This window comes from Marinobacter persicus (assembly GCF_002934325.1).
GTDB lineage: Bacteria > Pseudomonadota > Gammaproteobacteria > Pseudomonadales > Oleiphilaceae > Marinobacter > Marinobacter persicus_A.
In genome coordinates, this window is sequence record NZ_PTIV01000001.1 from 200,907 (window position 1) to 219,221 (window position 18,315).

Sequence of the window (18,315 nt, forward strand, 5' to 3'; positions counted from 1 at the left end):
AACCGAGCCGGGATCGCTCTTGAAGTGGTCCCGGCTTTTTTCTTTATAAGACCTTCAATTCCGACATCCGCCTGGCGGAGGACAATATTCACATGCGCTGGATAATCAAGCTGGATGAGGGCCTGGGCTGGCTCTCGAAGTTCTGCGGCTGGATCGCCTGCGTTGCCATGATCCTGATGGCAGCCAACGTATTTTACGACGTGGTGATGCGCTATGCATTCAACGACGTCTCCATCGGCATGCAGGAAATGGAGTGGCACCTGTACTCCGTGGTGTTCCTGATGGGCATCCCCTACGCTCTGCGCACCGATGGCCATGTGCGGGTAGACGTGTTCTACACCCGCTGGAGCAACAAGACCAAAGCGTGGATCAATATTGGTGGCGCCCTGCTCTTTGTCATCCCCTTTGCCTACCTGATCGGCTTCTACGGCTACGGCTTTGCCGTTGATGCCTACCAGATGGGCGAAGGCAGTGGCGACCCGGGCGGCCTGCCCCATCGCTGGATCATCAAATCCGTGATTCCGTTTTCCGCCATTTTCATCGCCACCGCCGGTGTGAATATGGTGACCCATGCCATCCGGGTACTGGCCGGCGACAAGGAATACGAAGGCGAACACAGCGCGGGAGGCCTGGCATGATTGGCATGATTATGTTTGGGGCAGCGCTGGTTATGCTGATGCTGGGCTTCCCCGTGGCCTTCACCTTTGGCGGTGTGGCACTGTTCTTCGGTATCTACGCCGAGGGCATGGATCTGTTTGCCTTCATGCCCTTCCGCATCATGAGCGTGATGCAGAACACCGTACTCATGGCGGTGCCCCTGTTTATTTTCATGGGCGTGGTGTTGCAGCGTACACGGCTCGCCGAGCAGCTACTGACTTCCATGGGCCGGCTGTTTGGCGGCCTGCCCGGCGGCCTGGCCATCTCCACCATCCTGGTCGGCGCCCTGTTGGCGGCCTCCACCGGTGTGGTTGGGGCCAGCGTCGTGGCCATGGGCCTGATCTCACTGCCCGTGATGCTCGCCCACAAGTACGACAAGCGCCTGGCCACTGGCACCATCTGTGCCTCCGGCACCCTGGGCCAAATCGTACCTCCGTCCATCATCCTGATCATTCTGGGTGATGTTCTGGGCCTACCGGTGGGCGACCTGTTCAAGGCGGCGGTGATGCCCGGCGTGGTGCTGATCGGCCTGTACATCGCCTACATCCTGATCATGACCCGCTTCAAACCGGAAACGGCACCGGCCATGCCCAAAGAAGACGAAGGCAACAGTCGCGGCAAGGAAATCCTGGATGCCCTGCTGGCCATCATCCCCCCACTCGCCCTGATTGTGGTGGTTCTGGGCTCCATTTTCACCGGCATTGCCACGCCGACCGAATCTTCCGCCCTGGGTGGTGTGGGTGCCGTGGTGCTGGCGATCATCTATCGCCAGTTCAGCTTCAAAATGGTGTGGGACGCCAGTAAGGATACCGTCAAGGTCACCGCCATGGTGTTCGCCATCCTGATCGGCGCCACCGCCTTCTCCATGGTGTTCAGCTACACCGGTGGCGATTACCTGCTGGAAGACTGGCTGATGATGCTGCCCGGCGAACAGTGGGGCTTCATTATCCTGGCGATGCTGGTGATCCTGGTGCTGGGCTTCTTCATCGATTTCGTGGAGATTTCCTTTATTATCGTGCCGATCCTGGCGCCGGTGGCCGAGTCCATGGGCATCAACATGCTCTGGTTTGCCATCCTCATTGCCATGAACCTGCAGACCAGCTTTCTGACCCCACCGTTCGGGTTCTCGCTGTTCTACCTCAAGGGCGTGGCGCCGCCGGAAGTGCGAACCCTGGATATCTACAAGGGCATTATCCCGTTCATCCTGCTCCAGATCCTGGTGCTGGCCCTGATCGTGATCTTCCCCGAGTGGTTTGGCATGAGTGCAACCTACTAGCCAGTCGAAAAATCAGCGGCTTTCAGGTCGCTGTTGTCGAAACGCAAAAAGGCCGGGCAATGCCCGGCCTTCTTGTTTACCTGTCCGGCACACGCCTTTGAAAAGCGCGATACCTTTGGCTTCAGGTTTAAAACTTCACGCGCAGACCGGCCAACATGCCCATGTCGACTTCTTTGTTATTCTTCTTCAAATCACTGTCAGCCACTTCGGCAAACACGCGAACATTCTTGGCCTGCGGGAACTTGTAGGTAACGTTGGCGTACCATTCGGTGACGTCCTCGTAGCCAGTGGCGTCCGAGTCCTTGTTACCCATACCCACGGCAACATCGGTGGTGCTGGCTACCGGGAACACAGCGGCAACGTTGTACTGTTTGGTTTCCACGTCTGTGTTGTTGTCATCGGTCAGGCTGTAGTCCGCCGCCAGGTTCATGAAGCCGAAGTCGTAGGAGGCACTAACGCCGTAGGTGTCCTGTGAGTCGGCCTTACCATACCTCCTCGCCTGTTGATAGGCCGCCGCCAGTTCGAGACCAACCAGCTTGGTAGAAACAAACAGGTCGTAGTACTCTCCGTCAATACCATCATCTGCACCTGTATCCGCAGACTTCATCTCATGTGAAGCCGCGATATAGACATTATCCAGTTCAACATCTATCCGCACGGTATCGTCTCCATCCGTGCCGGTAGCATCGAAGCGATCCTCATCAATAGTCTTCACTTCGTAGGCTTCTTCAATGCCAAACTCGTCGGAGGCGAAGTTCTGCTTACCAAAGGAGAAAGAGGCAACACCGTATTTGAGGCCCACGTAGGACTCTTCCAGATTACTGCCCCGCTGGTCATCTTCCGCCGCTTTTTTGAAGCCAAAATCGACACGACCAAAACCGGTCAGGCCATTGCCCAAGTCATAGCTGACGTAGTTTTTGAGCTCCAGATCGTCGTACTCGACCTCGGCGCGCTCATCGACGCCGATCGCCTGACGCATCTGAACCTGGAAATCACCATTCAGCTTGTAGGTAAAACCATCTTTCTCATAAACAGTTGCAGCATTAGCAGAACCTGCAGCAACAGAGGACACAGCAACAGCCAGAAGAAGCTTCTTCATGGGTTTTCACTCCACTTTCGATTGATTTTATGGGCTTTTATTTGCTGGATTGGATCCAGTTCTTCCACTCTTCTCGAGTTTCCCTGTCGGCCTGCAGATACCAGTAACGCAGCATCTGCCGAACCGTTTCCTGATCCGGAGCGCCCTGCTCGCCAACGTGTGGCACGGCGTCCGTTACGTTGCCTGCAGCGGCGGAGGCTCCAGGCAACTGCATGCGAAGTGCGGCGGGGGCCGGGGTGCGGTTGAAGGCCTCCAGTTCGTCCAGGTAATCCCGGAATACCTGGAAGCCTTCTTTCTCCAGCACACCGATCTGGTAACTCAGGGCCTCGCCCTCGGCGTTCACCAGCCGGAAGTCCTTCTGCTGGTTGAAAGCTGCCATCTGCTGACGTGTCTGAAGGCGGGGAGCCGAGAGCGTCAACACGGCATCGGCCGCATCAAACAGGAGGACAAAGGTTTCACTGCTTTCGGGAAAGGCATCGTCGTCGGAGCGCCCCAGCATCGCTTCGCAGTCCACCACCAGCTGCTGGGTACCATTCGCCAGGGTCAGTGACTCCCCGGATACCGCGTTTTTCTCATCGCCGTTAACCACGTGGGTCTGCACACAGGGGCCCAGTGTCAGGCGCACGTCGGCGTTTACCTGGGCAGATACCAGCAGGATCAAGACAAAAATCGGGGCAACGATGGCTTTCAACAGACACTCCAGATTTTTCAGGCTCTGGGGCCAGCCGGCGTCCGCTCACAATGAGCCTCACCGGGCGGCCGGAATTTGGAAAAAAGCCGGGAGCAGCCCCCGGCATCAAGGTTCTTCACTCAAAACGCAACATGAGCTCAAAGCCCGGGCTTGCCCTTAAGCTTTGAGACTTCAATTTATAGGGAGCTTATTGCAAGGACGTGACATATTTACGGCAGTTTTATGTCACGGAAGGTGAGGCGGGAGGAAGCCGGAAAACCAATGCGTTGGCCCTGCCAACGCATTGGCGTCCGTGGATAGCGAAAACCCTCAACGGATCTCGTAGATCGTGGTGGTGCCACTCACTTCGTTGCCGACAATTAAAAGAGGCGAGTCGCCCGGAGCATCGGCAGCGCTGACAAAGAGGATACTTTCAGGCCCCAGGTCGCCAGCGGCCCAGGCGGGTTCGTTGCCGTCATCAATCCGGTCTTCGATGGGGTATGTGAAATCCCGGTTGTTGAGGTATTGCACATGCCGGGGGCTGGCCGGGTTGCTGATGTCGTACACCATGATGCCGCCGGTACGTTCCAGGCCTATGAAGGCATAGGTACGGTCGTCGATGTGCGCTACCTCGATGGCTTCAGGTTCAGGACCCTTGGCGTCACTGCGGCTATCACCACTGTTCTCATCGTTGTCGTTGTTGAATTCCGCACCCAACTTCTCAGCGGTGATGGTTTCAAAGTCACTGCCACTGTCAGCTATCAGGCGTCCGTCTGCGCTCCAGATGCTGAAACTTCGGGCGCCATAGGCCAGAGGCAGGTCCAGCTCACCATCACTGTTTGTATCGGCGGTCAGTGTGGTCAGAAGACGGCCAAGGTGTTTCTTATTGGAGAAATCCACATCGGCGCGGTTGAAAGGCGCGACATCCGCCAGCGGAGCATCCTTGAAGCGAATTTCCTCAACAAACCCATCGTATTCCCGGGCGTCGCCTTCGTTGGCGGTGAGGTAATACACCTCGCCATTAATGGCGACGGATTTGATGGTGTCCGGCATGTACATGCCCAGCACGGGCCAGTTGGCGATGTTGATGGCGTCGTCCTTGTCGGACACATCCAGCTCGTTGCCGGGCATACCGTGGTCTTTGGTGCCCAGGGCCAGAATACGCTCCACCCGACGCTCCTCCAGATCAATCACCGCTACGGCGTTGTTTTCCTGTAGGGTCACCCAGGCTTTGGAATCGTTCGGCGAGACGGCAATGTATTCCGGCTCCAGATCCTGTGCCACCGACGACTGACCATCATGCAGGAAGGCCCGAAGCTCTGTGTCCTCGTTTTCCACCTCGGTATCATCGTCAAAACCAGTGGTCAGGGTCAGCGTATTGCCTTCCACCCGCGCCACCCGATAAGGCAGTGGATCACCCTCGCTGCTGGCAATCGTCAGCCACATGCCCGGCTTTACGGCCGAGGCATCCGCCACCATCAGCCGGGCCTGGTCATCATCCCTGTAGCCGGTAATCGACAATTCCGTGCGGCCATAATTACCGAAAATCCGAACCTGCGCGGGCAGCTCTGCGGCCCGTTCACCGTCACGGTTAAAGGCCCGGAAATCGATGGTGCTGGCGATGGGCTGGCGGGGATTTTCAACATTGATAACGGACACCGAGCCCTCGGGATCGATGCTGTAATCGGCGTTTGGCTCGCCTTCGTTGGCGGTCAGCAGGTGCCGGCCGTCAGCCGTGAAGGTAATCATGTCCGGCAACGAGCCAACCTTGGCTTGCCCCAGAAACGCCAGATCGGCCGCGTTATAGATTTGCACGCGACCGGGCGACGTCTTGGTGCGATTCTCCACGGCAATCGCCACCAGACCGTCACTTACGCTGACACTGTTGATGGCACCGGCATCCGGCCAGTGCTCACCCGCCAGCAGCGTCGTGACTTTTACCGGATTGGTGGGGTCTTCAAGGCTCAGGACATCGAGTGCACCCTGCTGGGCGTTAACAACGAAGGTGCGTGCGCTCTCAGGATCGAAGGCCACGATTTCTGCGGCGCTTTCGTCAAACTGGTTATCGGCTGAGGTGAAACGACCGATCTGGACCAGCGATATCGCCTGATCGTCCAGGCCGGGGCCGCCGGCGCGTTTACCGTCGCTGCCACAGGCAGACAAACCAACGGTGGCGGAGAGAATGGCGGCAGCCAGAAGGGGGCGGGTCAAATGCATGAGTGCCTCGCGATTATCGGGTCATGGTTCGGGTTGTTGACCAAACCTACCGACGAGGCATGACAGAACGGCTGCAGGAAAAAGACAGTTTGGCGGCACTCTTATGACAACCGTGGCTACGCCCACATAATCCTCCCCGACAGCGGGCGGACCGAAAACGGTGGTTGCCATAAACAAAAATGGCGGCGCTGCTATCCAGAAAAACAGGGCCGCCACGTCTCATGCAATCAACTACCGGGTGGCTTACTGCCCCAGGTAGCTACGATACATCCACACGGTTTTTTCCTGCTCGGAGATGTAATCGCTCATCAGGGCGTTGGTGCCCTCGTCGTCGGCGTCACCCGCCATGTTCAGCAACTCGCGCTGTTTGGAAATGATCTTGCCAAAGCTTTCAACGATGTTGCCCATGGCTTCTTTGCCATCGGATACATCCTTACGCTCCGGGATTTCAGATTTTTCCATGTAGGTGCTGTACGCGTGGGCCGGACGATGCCCCAGAGTCAGTACACGCTCGGCGATTTCATCGATCTTGAGCAGCAGGTCGTCATACAGCTCTTCAAACTTGACGTGCAATTCAAAGAAGTTATCGCCCTTGATGTTCCAGTGATAGCCGCGAACATTCATGTAGAAGATCTGGTAGTTGGACAGCAGGTCATTCAGTGCGCTGGCCAGTTGTTCCGTTTTTTCCGTATCCAGACCAATGAAATTCTTTGCCATTTGAACCTCCTGATTCGATGTAGGCATCAACTTGATTTCTGACTTTACAAAAAACCCGGGGCTTCCCCCAGTTTATTAACTTGATCTCTTTGATAGCAGTAACTTATGGGCGAACCGAAAAGAATGATAAATCAGATCTATGAGAAACCATCAAACAGCCTATTTGAAAACAATTCTTATTTGTTCTTAACTGTGGGTATAGACTCAAACATCCGGAGTTGGCCATGAGCACCATGAAACTGTTCGTCCACAATCACGGAATGCAGGGTGATCAGTCGTTGCTGAAGACCATTACCTTTGCGATCACCCACTTCACAGTGGCATTTACCGTTGCCTATGTTTTAACCGGCGACATTCTGATCGGTAGCCTGATCGCGATGGTGGAACCGGCCATCAATACCGTTGCCTACTTCTTCCACGAGAAGGTATGGGCCCGGCACCAGAAAAATACAACCGCCCGGCAAAGCGTGACGCCCCAAAAGACTCCCCAGGGCGCCTGAACCTAGGCCCGCCGTGACAGGCGGCGGGCTGTCATCTCACCCGCCGGGGCCGCACTCCATGCAGTCATCGACCGCTTCCGGGCCCATGCGCAATTTTCGATGCAGGTCTTTCAAGGCAGTCCGCAGACCTTCCTCAATCACCGGGTGGTAAAATGGCATATCCAGCATACAGCCGACCGTGAGGCGCTGCTGGGCACTCCAGGCCAACAGATGGGCCATGTGTTCTGCGGCCGGGCCAAAGATTTCCGCCCCCAGGAACAGACCGCTCCCGTGCTCGCCGTATACCCGTAACAGGCCTTCGTTCCTGCCAATGACCTTGCTGCGCCCCTGGCCTTCGAAACTCACTTCTCCAACGGCAAAACAGCCCCGGCAGCGTTCACCCACTTCGGCAATGCTCATACCTACGGTCGCGATCTGCGGATCGGTGAAAATCACCGCCAGGGGAACCCGACGCAGGCCGGCACGAACCTCCGGATAGGTCCCGGCGTTATCACCGGCAATCCGTCCCTCATCCGCCGCTTCATGGAGCAGTGGGCGGTCATTGTTTACGTCACCGGCGATGAAGATATGACTGTCGCCGCAACGCAGGGTGTAGGGGTCATAAACAGGCATGCCACGGTCATCCAGATCAATGCCGGCGTTCTGGATGTCCAGATGATCAATGTTCGGGCGCCGTCCCGTAGCCGCCAACAGATACTCGAACGTTTCCTGATGCTCCTGGCCGTTTTCCCGCCAGGTCACTTCAACCCCCTGATCGGTGCAGTGCACCTTCCGGGTGTCCGCTTCCGCGCTCAAGGCAAATTCGCTGGCGAAGGTTCGGCGGGCATAATCCACGATTTTCTCATCGCGCAGGGCGGCAATGCTGCCGTCCACCCCAAACAGGCGTATGCGCACACCCAGGCGGCTTAACGCCTGACCCAGCTCCAGACCGATCACCCCGGGGCCAAACACGGCCACCGATTCCGGCAGATCCTGCCAGTCAAAGACATCGTCGTTGACGATCAGTCGATCTTTCGCCCCCTTGAGGACATCGGGGATGTTGGGTCGCGAACCGGTGGCGATCACAAATCGCTGGGCGGTGACTTCGGTGTGTTCCCCCACCACCAGGCGATGGCCATCGAGAAAGCGGGCGTGGCCCATCAGACGGTGTTCTTCGGGAAGGGCTTCCATGGACTTCACCACGGGTTCAACAAACCGGTCTCGTTCGGTGCGCACACGGGCCATCACGGCCCGACCATCAATCCGGACGTCTGTCGGTATCACACCAAAGACTTCGGCCTGCCTCACATCCTCGGCCCTGTCAGCCGCGGCAATCAGCAATTTGCTGGGCATGCAGCCTACCCGGGCGCAGGTGGTGCCGTAACGTTCACCTTCAATGAGAACCACCCGGTCGGTTTTCTTGCTGACCCGCTGATACGCGACCATTCCGGCCGTGCCGGCTCCGATAATGGCGACGTCTACCTCTCGCTTGTCCATCCGGCCTCCTTCATTGGCTCGTTATACTGCGTCACCGTACGAGTATAGAACCCTTGCGGACTTGCGACAGATCAAAGCCTCAAGCTTCCGCCAGCCCCCGGCAAACGGAAGCTACAGTGAGCGGATCAACGCCTCGGTCTGTTCCCAGCCCAGGCAGGGATCGGTCAGGGAGCAGCCGTAGATCAGGTCATCCCCATCATCCTGACGACCGAATGCCAGGAAGCTTTCCAGCATCAGGCCCTTGATGTGGCTGTTGCCCTTATCCTTTTGAGCCATGACTTCCCTGGCAATCTCCTGCTGGCGCTCGGCCTGTTTGCGAGCGTTATCGTGGCTGCAGTCCACCATGACAGCGCTGTTCACACCGGCTTTTTCCAACTCTTCGACGGCCCGGGCAATGCTCAGCTCATCGTAGTTGGTGATTCCCCGTCCGCCACGCAGAACCAGGTGTGTGTCCGGGTTGCCGGGCGTGGAAATCATCGCCGGCGAGCCGCAATGGGAAATACCCATGTGGTGATGGGGATGGGCGCCGGATTTCATGGCATTGATGGCCACGCCAATGCTGCCATCGGTGCCGTTCTTGAAGCCCACCGGCATGGGCAGACCACTGACCATTTCCCGGTGGATCTGGGATTCGGTGGTGCGCGCGCCAATGGCGGTCCAGCTCACCAGGTCACCCAGGTAGTCCATCATGAATGGCCCCAGGGCTTCGGTGGCCAGGGGCAGCCCCAACTCACTGAGTCCCAGAAGAAGCCGACGGGAACGCTCCAGTCCCTGTTTCAGATCGCCGCGACCGGTGCGCTCCGGGTCGTACAGCAGGCCTTTCCAGCCCACGGTGGTGCGGGGTTTTTCCAGGTAGGCCCGCATCACGATCAGGAAGCGATCACTGACCTCGTCCGCCAGGGCCTTGAGTTTGCGGCCGTAGTCCAGAGCCGCCTCTTCGTCGTGGATGGAACAGGGGCCAATCACGATCAGGGTGCGATTATCCTCACCATGCAGCACCCGACGAATCTGCTCCCGGTAACCGGCAATCTCCCAGGCCAGTGACTCGCTTACCGGAAACCGGCCTCGCAGCTCCAGTGCGGTGGGCAGGCGGGTTTCCTGGCGGTGCTGGCTGCGATTCAGCGGCTCCGAATCCAGTGTCTCGGCGTTCAGTGGCATGTTCATGTCTTGCTTCCTGTTTCCCTGTGTCAGAATCAAAAAAGCCCCGGCTGGGCTACCAGTCGGGGCTTTTTGAGTCCGGTGGCAGCCTGGGTTGCTTGCCGGGCTGCCTTCCTCGTTGTGTTCGGTCGATGAAGATCTTACGGGCGGCCCGGGCTCTGGCTAAAGTAAAAGCCATAACCAAACCACCAAAAATACACGGCGGAACCTGCGGCTTTCGTTTTTTCACCGAAAGCTTTCAGAACATTCAATTGACAGGCTGCGTGTAGGGTCTTCATGCTTTTCACTATAAACCGATCTTTTTTACATTGACAACCCGCAACCCGGATTATTTTCAGCGGGTTGTCAGCCAGGGCTGCGGAGGCCGGCATGCACATTCCGTCTGTACACCCATCTTTTGCTTACCGTTCTGGCCTCCTTGCGGTGGTTTTGCTGTTGATGTGCAGCGTCGTCCAGGCCGAGCCGGAAGCTCGCATTTACCAGTTACAGAACCGGACCGCAGAAGATATGGCGGGCCAGATCAAGGACCTTTACCGCCAGGCACCGATCACGGTTACCGCCCGAGGACAACAGCTGGTGGTGCGTGGGGAGCCAGCCCAACTGGATGAAATCGGCACCCTGATTGAAACCCTGGATGTTGCGCCCATCCAGATGCGGGTAAGTGTTCGCTATCGCCAGGACATCGGCGGCAGGGAAACCGGGGGTGGTATCAGCGCCTCAGATGATAACGCCCGCGCTACCATCAAAAGCCGCACCATCAGCACGGCTTCGAGCACCGAACGCAACGTCATCGTCCAGAGCGGGCAATCCGCCCACATTACCTCCGGCCAGGTCCGGACCCTGCCTTTCGCCCTCCAGGGCGGTCGGAATCCGGCCATGATCCTGGAACAGGTGGAGACACGAAGCGGCTTTGTGGTGAGCCCCCACGTGATTTCCGACAGGACGGTCGAACTGAAGATCGTTTCCTTTGAAGAGGATCCGGCCGCCCTCCCCGGTTACGAAACCGAAGCGCTGGTCACCATTCGCCGGGTGGATCCGGGACAATGGGTCAGCCTCGGTGGAACCAACACCTCCCAAGCCGGTCATGAAGGTGGGATTACTTACCGTGTGAATGGCAACCGCGCCGAAAACCAGACCGTGGAAGTAAAGGTAGACCTGCTACACTGATCTAATTCAGCCCGCCGTTCGTAGCGCCCGTAATCGCAGTATTTATACTGTATTAGCGGTGCAAAAACATGACAATTTGCGCCGCTTTTTGTAGCATCCTAAGCTAACTAAGTTGTTAACGAGTACTGTTAGCATTGCCATACCGGCATCATGGCATTGCTGGCATCGCTTTTTGGTTAGCAATCACTCACCATCAGGAACTCCATTCCCAGGAACAACCCATGCGCACTGCTTCCCGTTTCATCATTGTCCTTATCTTTCTCGGTGTCGTCCTTGGCGGAATTTTCGGCTACAAGTTCTACCAGTTCGGCCAGATGGAAAAGCAGCTTTCCCAGCCCCAGCCGCCGGCCAAGATCTCGGTCACCCAGGCCAGCGAGGAGAGCTGGAAGCCGGCCATCAAGGCCGTTGGCAGCATTGAGGCGATTAATGGCATTGAGGTTGCCAACGAGGTTCCAGGGGTTGTCGAGACCATCAATTTTGAATCCGGCGACACCGTCAGCAAGGGGGATGTACTGATCCGCCTGGACGCCGCCATTGACGAAGCCGCCCTGCGCACCCGTCGGGCCGAAGCGCAGCTGGCCGCCCAGGAGTTCAAGCGTGTGTCCGACCTGCTGCCACGCCGTGCTGTGTCCCAGTCCCAGTATGACGAAGCCAAGGCCAACTACGACGCGGCCCGTGCCCGGGTCAACGAGGCGGAGGCACAGCTCAACAAGAAAGTCATTCGCGCGCCGTTTGATGGAACCCTGGGCATTCGCATGGTGGATCAGGGTGAGTACATTGCCACCGGCACCCCCATCGTTGAGATCAACATGCTGAATCCGATCTACGTGGATTACACCCTGTCCGAGAAATCGCTGCCAGAGGTGGAAAACGGCTATCCGGTATCGGTCACCGTGGCCGCCGTCCCTGAGCACACTTTCACCGGTGACGTCAGTGCCATCAACACCTCGGTGAACCCGGAAAGCCGGACCGTGCGCATTCGTGCCACCCTGGACAACCAGGACAACCTGTTGCGCCCGGGTATGTTCGCCACCATCCAGACCGGCCAGCCACGGGAAAATAAGGTTGTGACCGTGCCACGCACCGCCATTTCCTATAACACCTATGGCGATTTCGTGTTCCTGGTGGCAGAAAACGACAATGGCGAGCAGATCGTCAAGCGCCAGACCATCACTACCGGTGAGGTCCGGGATGGCCGCGCTGAGGTCACCTCCGGGCTCAAGGCTGGCGACACCATCGTTGCCAAGGGTCTGCTACGCCTGCGCGCCGGCCAGCGAGTGGAAATCCTGGACGAGTCCGGCCAGGAGGCGTCTGAATAATGCGATTCACCGACATATTCATTCACCGGCCGGTACTCTCGACGGTTGTCAGCCTACTGATTCTGCTGATTGGTGCGCGGTCAGCCATGGAAATGGAAATCCGCCAGTACCCGGAGCTGGAAAGCACCACCGTTACCGTCTCCACCGCCTACCCGGGCGCCAGCTCCGACCTGATCAAGGGTTTCATCACCGTGCCCCTGCAGCAGGCGATCGCTGAGGCCAGCGGTATTGATTACCTGACTTCCACCAGTTCCCAGGGCGTGTCCACCATTCAGGCCAAGATGGAGCTGAACTACGACGCCAACGATGCCCTGGCGGAGATCCAGGCCAAGGTCGCCAGCCAGCGAAACGTCCTGCCTGCTGAGGCCCAGGATCCGGTGATCACATCGACGACCGGCGACAGCACCGCGTTGATGTACATCTCTTTCTACAGCACGGAACTGCAAGTCCCCCAGATCACCGACTACCTGACCCGCGTGGTGCAACCTAAACTGCAGGCCCTGTCTGGTGTGGGCAAGGCCCGGATTCTGGGCCGCAGTTTCGCGCTGCGCGTCTGGCTGAACCCCGAACGGCTGGCCGCCGTCGATATGACGCCAACGGAAGTTGCCGCCAAACTGCGGGCCAACAACTACCAGGCCGCCGTGGGCAAGACCCGGGGCAAATACACCGAAATCAGTCTGACCAGTGATACCGACATCGCCGACCCGGAAGCCTTCCGCAACCTGGTGGTGAAGGAAAGCGATGGCTCACTGATCCGCCTGAAGGACATCGCGAACGTCGAACTGGGCTCTGAGACTTACGATGAGCTGGCACTGTACAAGGGACAACCGGCGGCCTTTGTGGCCATCGAAATGGCACCTGGGGCGAACCCGCTGACCGTTGCCGACCTGGTAAAAGCCCAACTACCCGAAATCGAGCAACAACTGCCCAGCGGGCTGAACGTGCGTCTGGCTTATGACGCCTCTGACTTCATCCAGGACTCCATCAACGAGGTGATCAAGACCCTGCTCGAGGCCATGATCATCGTGCTGGTGGTGGTGTTCCTGTGCCTGGGCTCGGTAAGGGCCTCGGTGGTGCCTTCGGTTGCCGTGCCGCTGTCTCTGATTGGTGGAGCGTTTGTCATGCTCATGTTCGGCTTCTCGCTGAACTTGCTGACCCTGCTGTCCATGGTACTGGCCATCGGCCTCGTGGTGGACGATGCCATCATCATGGTGGAGAACGTACACCGGCACATTGAGCAGGGCGAGTCCCGTTTCGACGCCGCCATCAACGGTGCCCGGGAAATGGCCGTGCCCATCATCGCCATGACCACCACCCTGGTGGCGGTGTACGCGCCCATCGGCTTCATGGGCGGGCTGGTGGGCTCGCTGTTCACCGAGTTTGCCTTCACCCTGGCTGGCACGGTGGTGATCTCGGGCATTGTGGCTCTCACCCTGTCACCCATGCTGTCAGGTAAGGTACTCAAACCCCATGGCAATCCGGGGCGTTTCGAGCAGGTGGTGGAGAAGACCTTTAACGGCCTGTCCAACATCTACAAGCGAGCTTTGATCTCGCTGATGCAAACCAAGTCCGTGGTGATTTTCTTTGCCGTGGTGGTGCTGGGCTCCATCTACTTCATGGTTAACATGAGTCAGAATGAGCTGGCGCCGACCGAAGACCAGGGCATCCTGTTCTACCAGGGCCTTGGCCCGGAAACCGCCACCATGGACTACCTGTATGACCATGGTCAGGAAATACAGGATCGCATCGCCACCGTGCCGGGCTACAACGAAGACTTCATGATCATCGGTATCACCAGTCCGAACGCCGTCTTCGGCGGCTTCAAGATGAAGCCCTGGAGCGAACGGGACATTACCCAGTTCGAGGCTCAGCCGCAGGTGGATGCCGAGCTGAAAAACGTGACCGGTCTGCAAACCGCAGTTTTCCCGCGTCCGTCACTGCCGGGCTCGGGTGGCGGCCTGCCGTTCCAGTTCGTCATTACCACTGGCGCCAGCTATGAACAGCTGGACCAGGTGGCGGACGAGCTGCTGGGCAAGGCCATGCAGAGCGGCAACTTCATGTTCCTGAAGAAGTCCATCAACTTCGACAAGCCCATTACCCGTATCCAGGTGGACCGGGACCGTGTCGCAGACCTGGGCCTGTCCATGCAGGATGTCGGGCAGTCTCTTGCCAGCATGCTCAGTGGTGGTTACATCAATCGCTTCAACATGGAAGGACGGTCGTACAAGGTGATGCCCCAGGTGGATGAGCAATTCCGCCCGAGCAAGGAATCACTCAAGGATTACTACATCCGGGCCGGCAACGGCGAACTGGTACCGCTGTCCAGCGTGGTCAGCTTCACCGAGGACGTAGAACCGTCCAACCGCACCCAGTTCAACCAGTTGAACTCGCTGACCCTGGAAGGCGTGGTGCAACCGGGTGTTGCCATGGGTACGGCCATGGATTACATGGAGAAGACCGCCGAAGAGGTCTTCCCGCAGGGCTTCAGCAACGATTACACCGGCCAGACCCGGCAGTTGGCCAACCAGGGCAGCGCCCTGATGGTGACCTTCTTCCTGTCCCTGCTGGTGATCTATCTGGTACTGGCCGCGCAATTCGAAAGCTGGCGGGACCCGTTCATCATCCTGGTCTCGGTGCCCATGTCCGTGGCTGGTGCGATGGCCTTCATTGTGCTGGGCTTCGCCACCATGAACATCTACACCCAGGTGGGGCTGATCACGCTGATCGGCGTGGTCTCGAAGAACGGCATCCTGATTGTGGAGTTCGCCAATCTGTTGCAGAAGGACCGGGGGCTGAGCAAGTTTGATGCAGTGGTTGAGGCCGCCGCTATTCGACTGCGTCCGATCATCATGACCTCCCTGGCGCTGATCTTCGCCATGGTGCCACTGCTGATCGCCATTGGTCCGGGTGCGGAAAGTCGCTTCGCCATCGGCCTGACCATCAGCGCTGGCCTGGGTATCGGTACGCTGTTCACCATCTTCGTGCTCCCGGCGTTCTATCTCCTGCTGGCCCGTGATCATCACGGCTCAGCACAGGACGAATACGCGGATGAGGAACCGGCGGCCAGCCAATAACACAGGCACAGCCCCAAAAAAGCCCGCCCGGGATCATCCCGCGCGGGCTTTTTTCGTTCAGTTACCGTAATTCAGGAAGCCGTGCAGGTTTTACCCGATGGCGCGCTCATATTATCCAGGGCCTGCAAGCGCCGACGCCATTGCACTGTTTCGCTGGGCAGCTCACCAAAATGGTCCCGGTACAGAGCCGCAAAGCGGCCCAGGTGCGAAAAGCCCTCGTCAGCGGCGTACCAGGAGATGTGGGGGATGTCGCACTGGCAGTCCACCAATCGGCGACGGACGCGAATCAGCCGGCAGCGCTGGTAGAACCGGTAAGGCGTCATGCCGGTGGCCCGCTTCATGAGGTAGTACAGGTTGCGTTCGCTGACACCGGAATGGCTGGCCAGCTCCTGCAGGTTAAACGCCCACTGCGGCTCGTTGCGAATCTTGTCCACCACCCGCACCAGGCGTCGATCCAGCTCCATCGACGGTTCCTCTCCGGCAGGATGGGGATCACCAGAGGACAACAATTCCCGGACCCTGGCGAACAGCTGGTTCACCTCTTCACAGGCATGCCGATGGCCGTGGAAATACTCGGAGCGAAACAGAAATTGCCAGAGACAGACAGCCAGGGCGTTAGCCGCCCCCTGTACCGGCCAACGGGGAATGTGGCCAGGCACCGGGAAAACCAGGGCCAGCCGGCTACCCCCGCCCACCGTCAGGGTAAATTCCTGATCGGCCGGAACCGTGGCCAGTGGCACCATCGGCAACCGGGGACCATCGGTCAGGGCAACCTCACAACGCCCTTCCAGTGGCATCACCAACAAGGCACCGGCCAGCAGACAGTGAGTGAATTCCATCTCCTGGGCAACGTTCAGGACACAGACCACACCAGCGTCGGCTTCAATGGCAGACAGCGAACCAAAGACCGCCTGACTGCGACGCGCATGGCACTCAAGGTCGTCGCAGCCCAGAAGGTGGCGAAGGGCGTGAAGCCACTCGCCGGCAGCGGCACGATTCAGCCGCAGGTAGGCTTCGAGTTCGGATTTACTCTGGGGGTGGCGCATACCGCTCGCAGGGGCAATGAATGACCTCGTCCTTTTAAGGCACACTCGCACATTGCCCTAGCCAGATCTTGCAAAATGTTCACAATATGGCCGGTTTTCCGCTTTTTCTTGATACCCATCAAGCGGCAGAAGAGGCTCCTCACGCCTTTAGATCACTTCCAGACTCGCCAGGGGCAAGGGGCGGGCCATCAAATAACCCTGCCCCCGATGACAGTTCAGTTCCTGCAGGCGAGTTCTCTGGGCTTCTGTCTCGATACCCTCGGCCACCACTTCCAGATCCAGAGCCTCAGCAATACCGAGGATGGCGCCCACGATGCGGGAATCCCGACGTTCAGGCCCAAGACGCTGCACGAACTGGCGGTCGATCTTCAGCACGTGCACCGGGAGGGTATGCAGGTAGGCGAGAGAGGAATAGCCGGTGCCAAAATCATCGATGGCCACCATCACACCCTTATGCCCGAAGTCCTTGAGTTTATCCAGGCAGGTGCGGGAGAGATTCATCAGGTGAGTTTCAGTGATTTCCAGTTCCGGCACCCATCCCGACTGGCGCAGGCGCGCAAAGAAAGGCTCCAGCAGGTCTTCCAGGCGACCATCGGCAATCTGCCGCGCGGAAATATTAATCGCCAGGCGCATGGAATCCCCGCCGGTCACTCCATGCAAATCCAGGTCAGCAGTGATACACCGGACCAGTTGTTCGGTCAGCTCATGGATCAGGCCCCGCTGTTCCGCCAGGGGAACAAACTCACCCGGCGAGACCGCACCGAGTTTGGGGTGGCGCCAGCGTATCAGTGCTTCCATGCCCACCATCTCGCCGCTGGAAAGATCGTATTGGGGTTGATAGACCACCGAGAATTCTTCCGGCGATGTCTTCAGCGACGCAACCAGCGCTTCTGAAAGAATCTGCTGATGCTGGCCCTGCTCGCTTTCCTCAGCACTATATACCCGGTAACAGGCCCGACCGGCGGTTTTCGCAGCGTACATGGCCCGGTCGGCTTTCAGCAGGAGATCGGCGGCGCTGTCCGAGTGCTTGGGATAGATAGCAGCCCCCACAGAGGCGGAAAGAAAATATTCCCGGTAATCCACCACCATGGGCGCACGGAACGCCTGTGTTGTGCGCTGACAGACCGCTTCCAGCTCGGATTCATCCTGCAATTCGATGATGGCGGCAAACTCGTCGCCGGACAAACGGGCCACTACATCACCTTCGCGCAGAACCCCCTGGATGCTGGCTGCCGCTTCCTTCAACACACGGTCCCCGTAGTCATGACCGTGGAGGTCATTCACCGACTTGAAGAAATCGAGGTCAATGTAGAGAACCGCAAAACAGGTCTTGTCATAGTTGCGCCGGGAGGCCCTGGCTTTCAGGAATTCCTGGAACAAGGTGCGGTTGGGCAATTCCGTGAGGGGATCGTAGTAGGCCAGCGCCGCCAGGCGCTCATCGTTGGCGGTTAACTCGCCAACATCCATGAACACGCCCGTGTAGAAACAGCCTTCCTCGTATTCCACCGGGTAGATCGTGAGCCATTGGGGGTAGGTTTCACCATTTTTCCGGCGATTCCAGATCAGCCCTTCCCAGCGGCCTTCGCTTTCCAGACGGCGCCACATGTCAGCATAGAACTCACGGGAATGCAGACCGGAACTTAGAATCGACGGGGTCTGCCCGACAATCTCTTCCTGCTGGTAGCCGGTAACGGCCTCAAACTGGCGATTGACGTAAGCAATGGTGGCATCAAGGCCTGAAAGCATGATCGCTTTGGGATGCAGATCCACCAGAGCTTTAAAGTCCTGTCCGCTCAATGACTGCATGGATGCTTCCACTCGCTGTTCCCTGCCGGTGTTTTTTATTCTTGTTGTCAGCATAAGCTTAAAACACTCTCAACCTATCCGTTTTTTGCAAAATAGGCCTATTTTTAACCAAATCGGTAAGTGCCTCTCATTA

General features: G+C 58.1%; 15 protein-coding genes. 6 read left to right on the forward strand and 9 right to left on the reverse strand.

All coding sequences use genetic code 11. The annotated features are described in order from the left end of the window. Positions 1 to 92 precede the first annotated feature (92 nt). Both BY454_RS00985 and BY454_RS00990 read left to right on the forward strand, forming a co-directional pair. Complete coding sequence (locus tag BY454_RS00985) at positions 93 to 638, forward strand: TRAP transporter small permease subunit (RefSeq protein ID WP_104414757.1); 546 nt, start codon at positions 93 to 95, stop codon at positions 636 to 638. Continuing rightward, the gene (locus BY454_RS00990; protein ID WP_104414758.1) at positions 635 to 1,933 is read left to right on the forward strand and encodes a TRAP transporter large permease; all 1,299 of its coding nucleotides are present in this window, start codon (positions 635 to 637) and stop codon (positions 1,931 to 1,933) included. Before BY454_RS00985 ends, BY454_RS00990 begins: the two co-directional genes overlap by 4 nt. A gap of 127 nt (positions 1,934 to 2,060) precedes the next feature. Here BY454_RS00990 and BY454_RS00995 read toward each other — a convergent pair whose 3' ends face one another. The 4 genes from BY454_RS00995 to BY454_RS01010 form a co-directional block, all read right to left on the reverse strand. Further along, a complete protein-coding gene (locus BY454_RS00995) occupies positions 2,061 to 3,032 on the reverse strand; it encodes a porin (RefSeq protein ID WP_104414759.1) in 972 nt (323 codons plus the stop codon). Positions 3,033 to 3,069: 37 nt separating this feature from the next. After that, positions 3,070 to 3,723 (reverse strand): DUF2057 domain-containing protein, encoded by a 654-nt coding sequence (locus BY454_RS01000; protein WP_255199585.1) that lies wholly within the window; start codon positions 3,721 to 3,723, stop codon positions 3,070 to 3,072. Positions 3,724 to 4,032: 309 nt separating this feature from the next. Next, positions 4,033 to 5,919 carry a choice-of-anchor I family protein gene (locus BY454_RS01005; RefSeq protein ID WP_104414761.1) on the reverse strand — a complete coding sequence of 629 codons (1,887 nt, stop codon included), beginning with the start codon at positions 5,917 to 5,919 and terminating at the stop codon, positions 4,033 to 4,035. A gap of 243 nt (positions 5,920 to 6,162) precedes the next feature. Then, on the reverse strand, positions 6,163 to 6,636 hold the full coding sequence (locus BY454_RS01010; protein WP_104414762.1) for a Dps family protein: 474 nt from the start codon (positions 6,634 to 6,636) through the stop codon (positions 6,163 to 6,165). Positions 6,637 to 6,860: 224 nt separating this feature from the next. Here BY454_RS01010 and BY454_RS01015 point away from each other — a divergent pair, with 224 nt between their 5' ends. Further along, positions 6,861 to 7,136: a DUF2061 domain-containing protein gene (locus BY454_RS01015; protein ID WP_219820587.1), complete on the forward strand. Its 276-nt coding sequence runs from the start codon at positions 6,861 to 6,863 to the stop codon at positions 7,134 to 7,136. 36 nt (positions 7,137 to 7,172) lie between these two features. Here BY454_RS01015 and BY454_RS01020 read toward each other — a convergent pair whose 3' ends face one another. The 3 genes from BY454_RS01020 to BY454_RS01030 all read right to left on the reverse strand — a co-directional run bounded on the left by BY454_RS01020 (position 7,173) and on the right by BY454_RS01030 (position 10,141). Continuing rightward, entirely contained in the window at positions 7,173 to 8,612 is a 1,440-nt protein-coding gene (locus BY454_RS01020) for a dihydrolipoyl dehydrogenase (protein WP_104414763.1), read from the reverse strand. 111 nt (positions 8,613 to 8,723) lie between these two features. Then, entirely contained in the window at positions 8,724 to 9,776 is a 1,053-nt protein-coding gene (locus tag BY454_RS01025) for a 3-deoxy-7-phosphoheptulonate synthase (protein ID WP_104414764.1), read from the reverse strand. Between the two features lie 134 nt (positions 9,777 to 9,910). Then, positions 9,911 to 10,141: a hypothetical protein gene (locus BY454_RS01030; RefSeq protein WP_104414765.1), complete on the reverse strand. Its 231-nt coding sequence runs from the start codon at positions 10,139 to 10,141 to the stop codon at positions 9,911 to 9,913. On the opposite strand from BY454_RS01030, the gene BY454_RS01035 reads away from it, so the two are divergent. From BY454_RS01035 to BY454_RS01045, 3 genes are all read left to right on the forward strand, one after another. Further along, complete coding sequence (locus BY454_RS01035) at positions 10,140 to 10,937, forward strand: secretin N-terminal domain-containing protein (protein ID WP_104414766.1); 798 nt, start codon at positions 10,140 to 10,142, stop codon at positions 10,935 to 10,937. The genes BY454_RS01030 and BY454_RS01035 overlap by 2 nt on opposite strands. 221 nt (positions 10,938 to 11,158) lie before the next feature. Further along, positions 11,159 to 12,256 (forward strand): efflux RND transporter periplasmic adaptor subunit, encoded by a 1,098-nt coding sequence (locus BY454_RS01040; RefSeq protein ID WP_104414767.1) that lies wholly within the window; start codon positions 11,159 to 11,161, stop codon positions 12,254 to 12,256. After that, a complete protein-coding gene (locus BY454_RS01045) occupies positions 12,256 to 15,330 on the forward strand; it encodes an efflux RND transporter permease subunit (protein WP_104414768.1) in 3,075 nt (1,024 codons plus the stop codon). Before BY454_RS01040 ends, BY454_RS01045 begins: the two co-directional genes overlap by 1 nt. Positions 15,331 to 15,401: 71 nt before the next feature. Here BY454_RS01045 and BY454_RS01050 read toward each other — a convergent pair whose 3' ends face one another. Further along, positions 15,402 to 16,376 (reverse strand): AraC family transcriptional regulator, encoded by a 975-nt coding sequence (locus tag BY454_RS01050; RefSeq protein ID WP_104414769.1) that lies wholly within the window; start codon positions 16,374 to 16,376, stop codon positions 15,402 to 15,404. A 147-nt stretch (positions 16,377 to 16,523) separates the two neighbouring features. Then, positions 16,524 to 18,194: a putative bifunctional diguanylate cyclase/phosphodiesterase gene (locus tag BY454_RS01055; RefSeq protein ID WP_258075505.1), complete on the reverse strand. Its 1,671-nt coding sequence runs from the start codon at positions 18,192 to 18,194 to the stop codon at positions 16,524 to 16,526. Between the last annotated feature and the right edge of the window lie 121 nt (positions 18,195 to 18,315).

Coding starts and splice junctions, on each gene's coding strand:
- BY454_RS01015 (WP_219820587.1), top strand. CDS start 6,861: ATGAGCACCATGAAACTGTTCGTCCACAATCACGGAATGCAGGGTGAT.
- BY454_RS00995 (WP_104414759.1), bottom strand. CDS start 3,032: ATGAAGAAGCTTCTTCTGGCTGTTGCTGTGTCCTCTGTTGCTGCAGGT.
- BY454_RS00985 (WP_104414757.1), top strand. CDS start 93: ATGCGCTGGATAATCAAGCTGGATGAGGGCCTGGGCTGGCTCTCGAAG.
- BY454_RS01035 (WP_104414766.1), top strand. CDS start 10,140: ATGCACATTCCGTCTGTACACCCATCTTTTGCTTACCGTTCTGGCCTC.
- BY454_RS01045 (WP_104414768.1), top strand. CDS start 12,256: ATGCGATTCACCGACATATTCATTCACCGGCCGGTACTCTCGACGGTT.
- BY454_RS01040 (WP_104414767.1), top strand. CDS start 11,159: ATGCGCACTGCTTCCCGTTTCATCATTGTCCTTATCTTTCTCGGTGTC.
- BY454_RS01025 (WP_104414764.1), bottom strand. CDS start 9,776: ATGAACATGCCACTGAACGCCGAGACACTGGATTCGGAGCCGCTGAAT.
- BY454_RS00990 (WP_104414758.1), top strand. CDS start 635: ATGATTGGCATGATTATGTTTGGGGCAGCGCTGGTTATGCTGATGCTG.
- BY454_RS01050 (WP_104414769.1), bottom strand. CDS start 16,376: ATGCGCCACCCCCAGAGTAAATCCGAACTCGAAGCCTACCTGCGGCTG.
- BY454_RS01020 (WP_104414763.1), bottom strand. CDS start 8,612: ATGGACAAGCGAGAGGTAGACGTCGCCATTATCGGAGCCGGCACGGCC.
- BY454_RS01010 (WP_104414762.1), bottom strand. CDS start 6,636: ATGGCAAAGAATTTCATTGGTCTGGATACGGAAAAAACGGAACAACTG.
- BY454_RS01005 (WP_104414761.1), bottom strand. CDS start 5,919: ATGCATTTGACCCGCCCCCTTCTGGCTGCCGCCATTCTCTCCGCCACC.
- BY454_RS01030 (WP_104414765.1), bottom strand. CDS start 10,141: ATGCCGGCCTCCGCAGCCCTGGCTGACAACCCGCTGAAAATAATCCGG.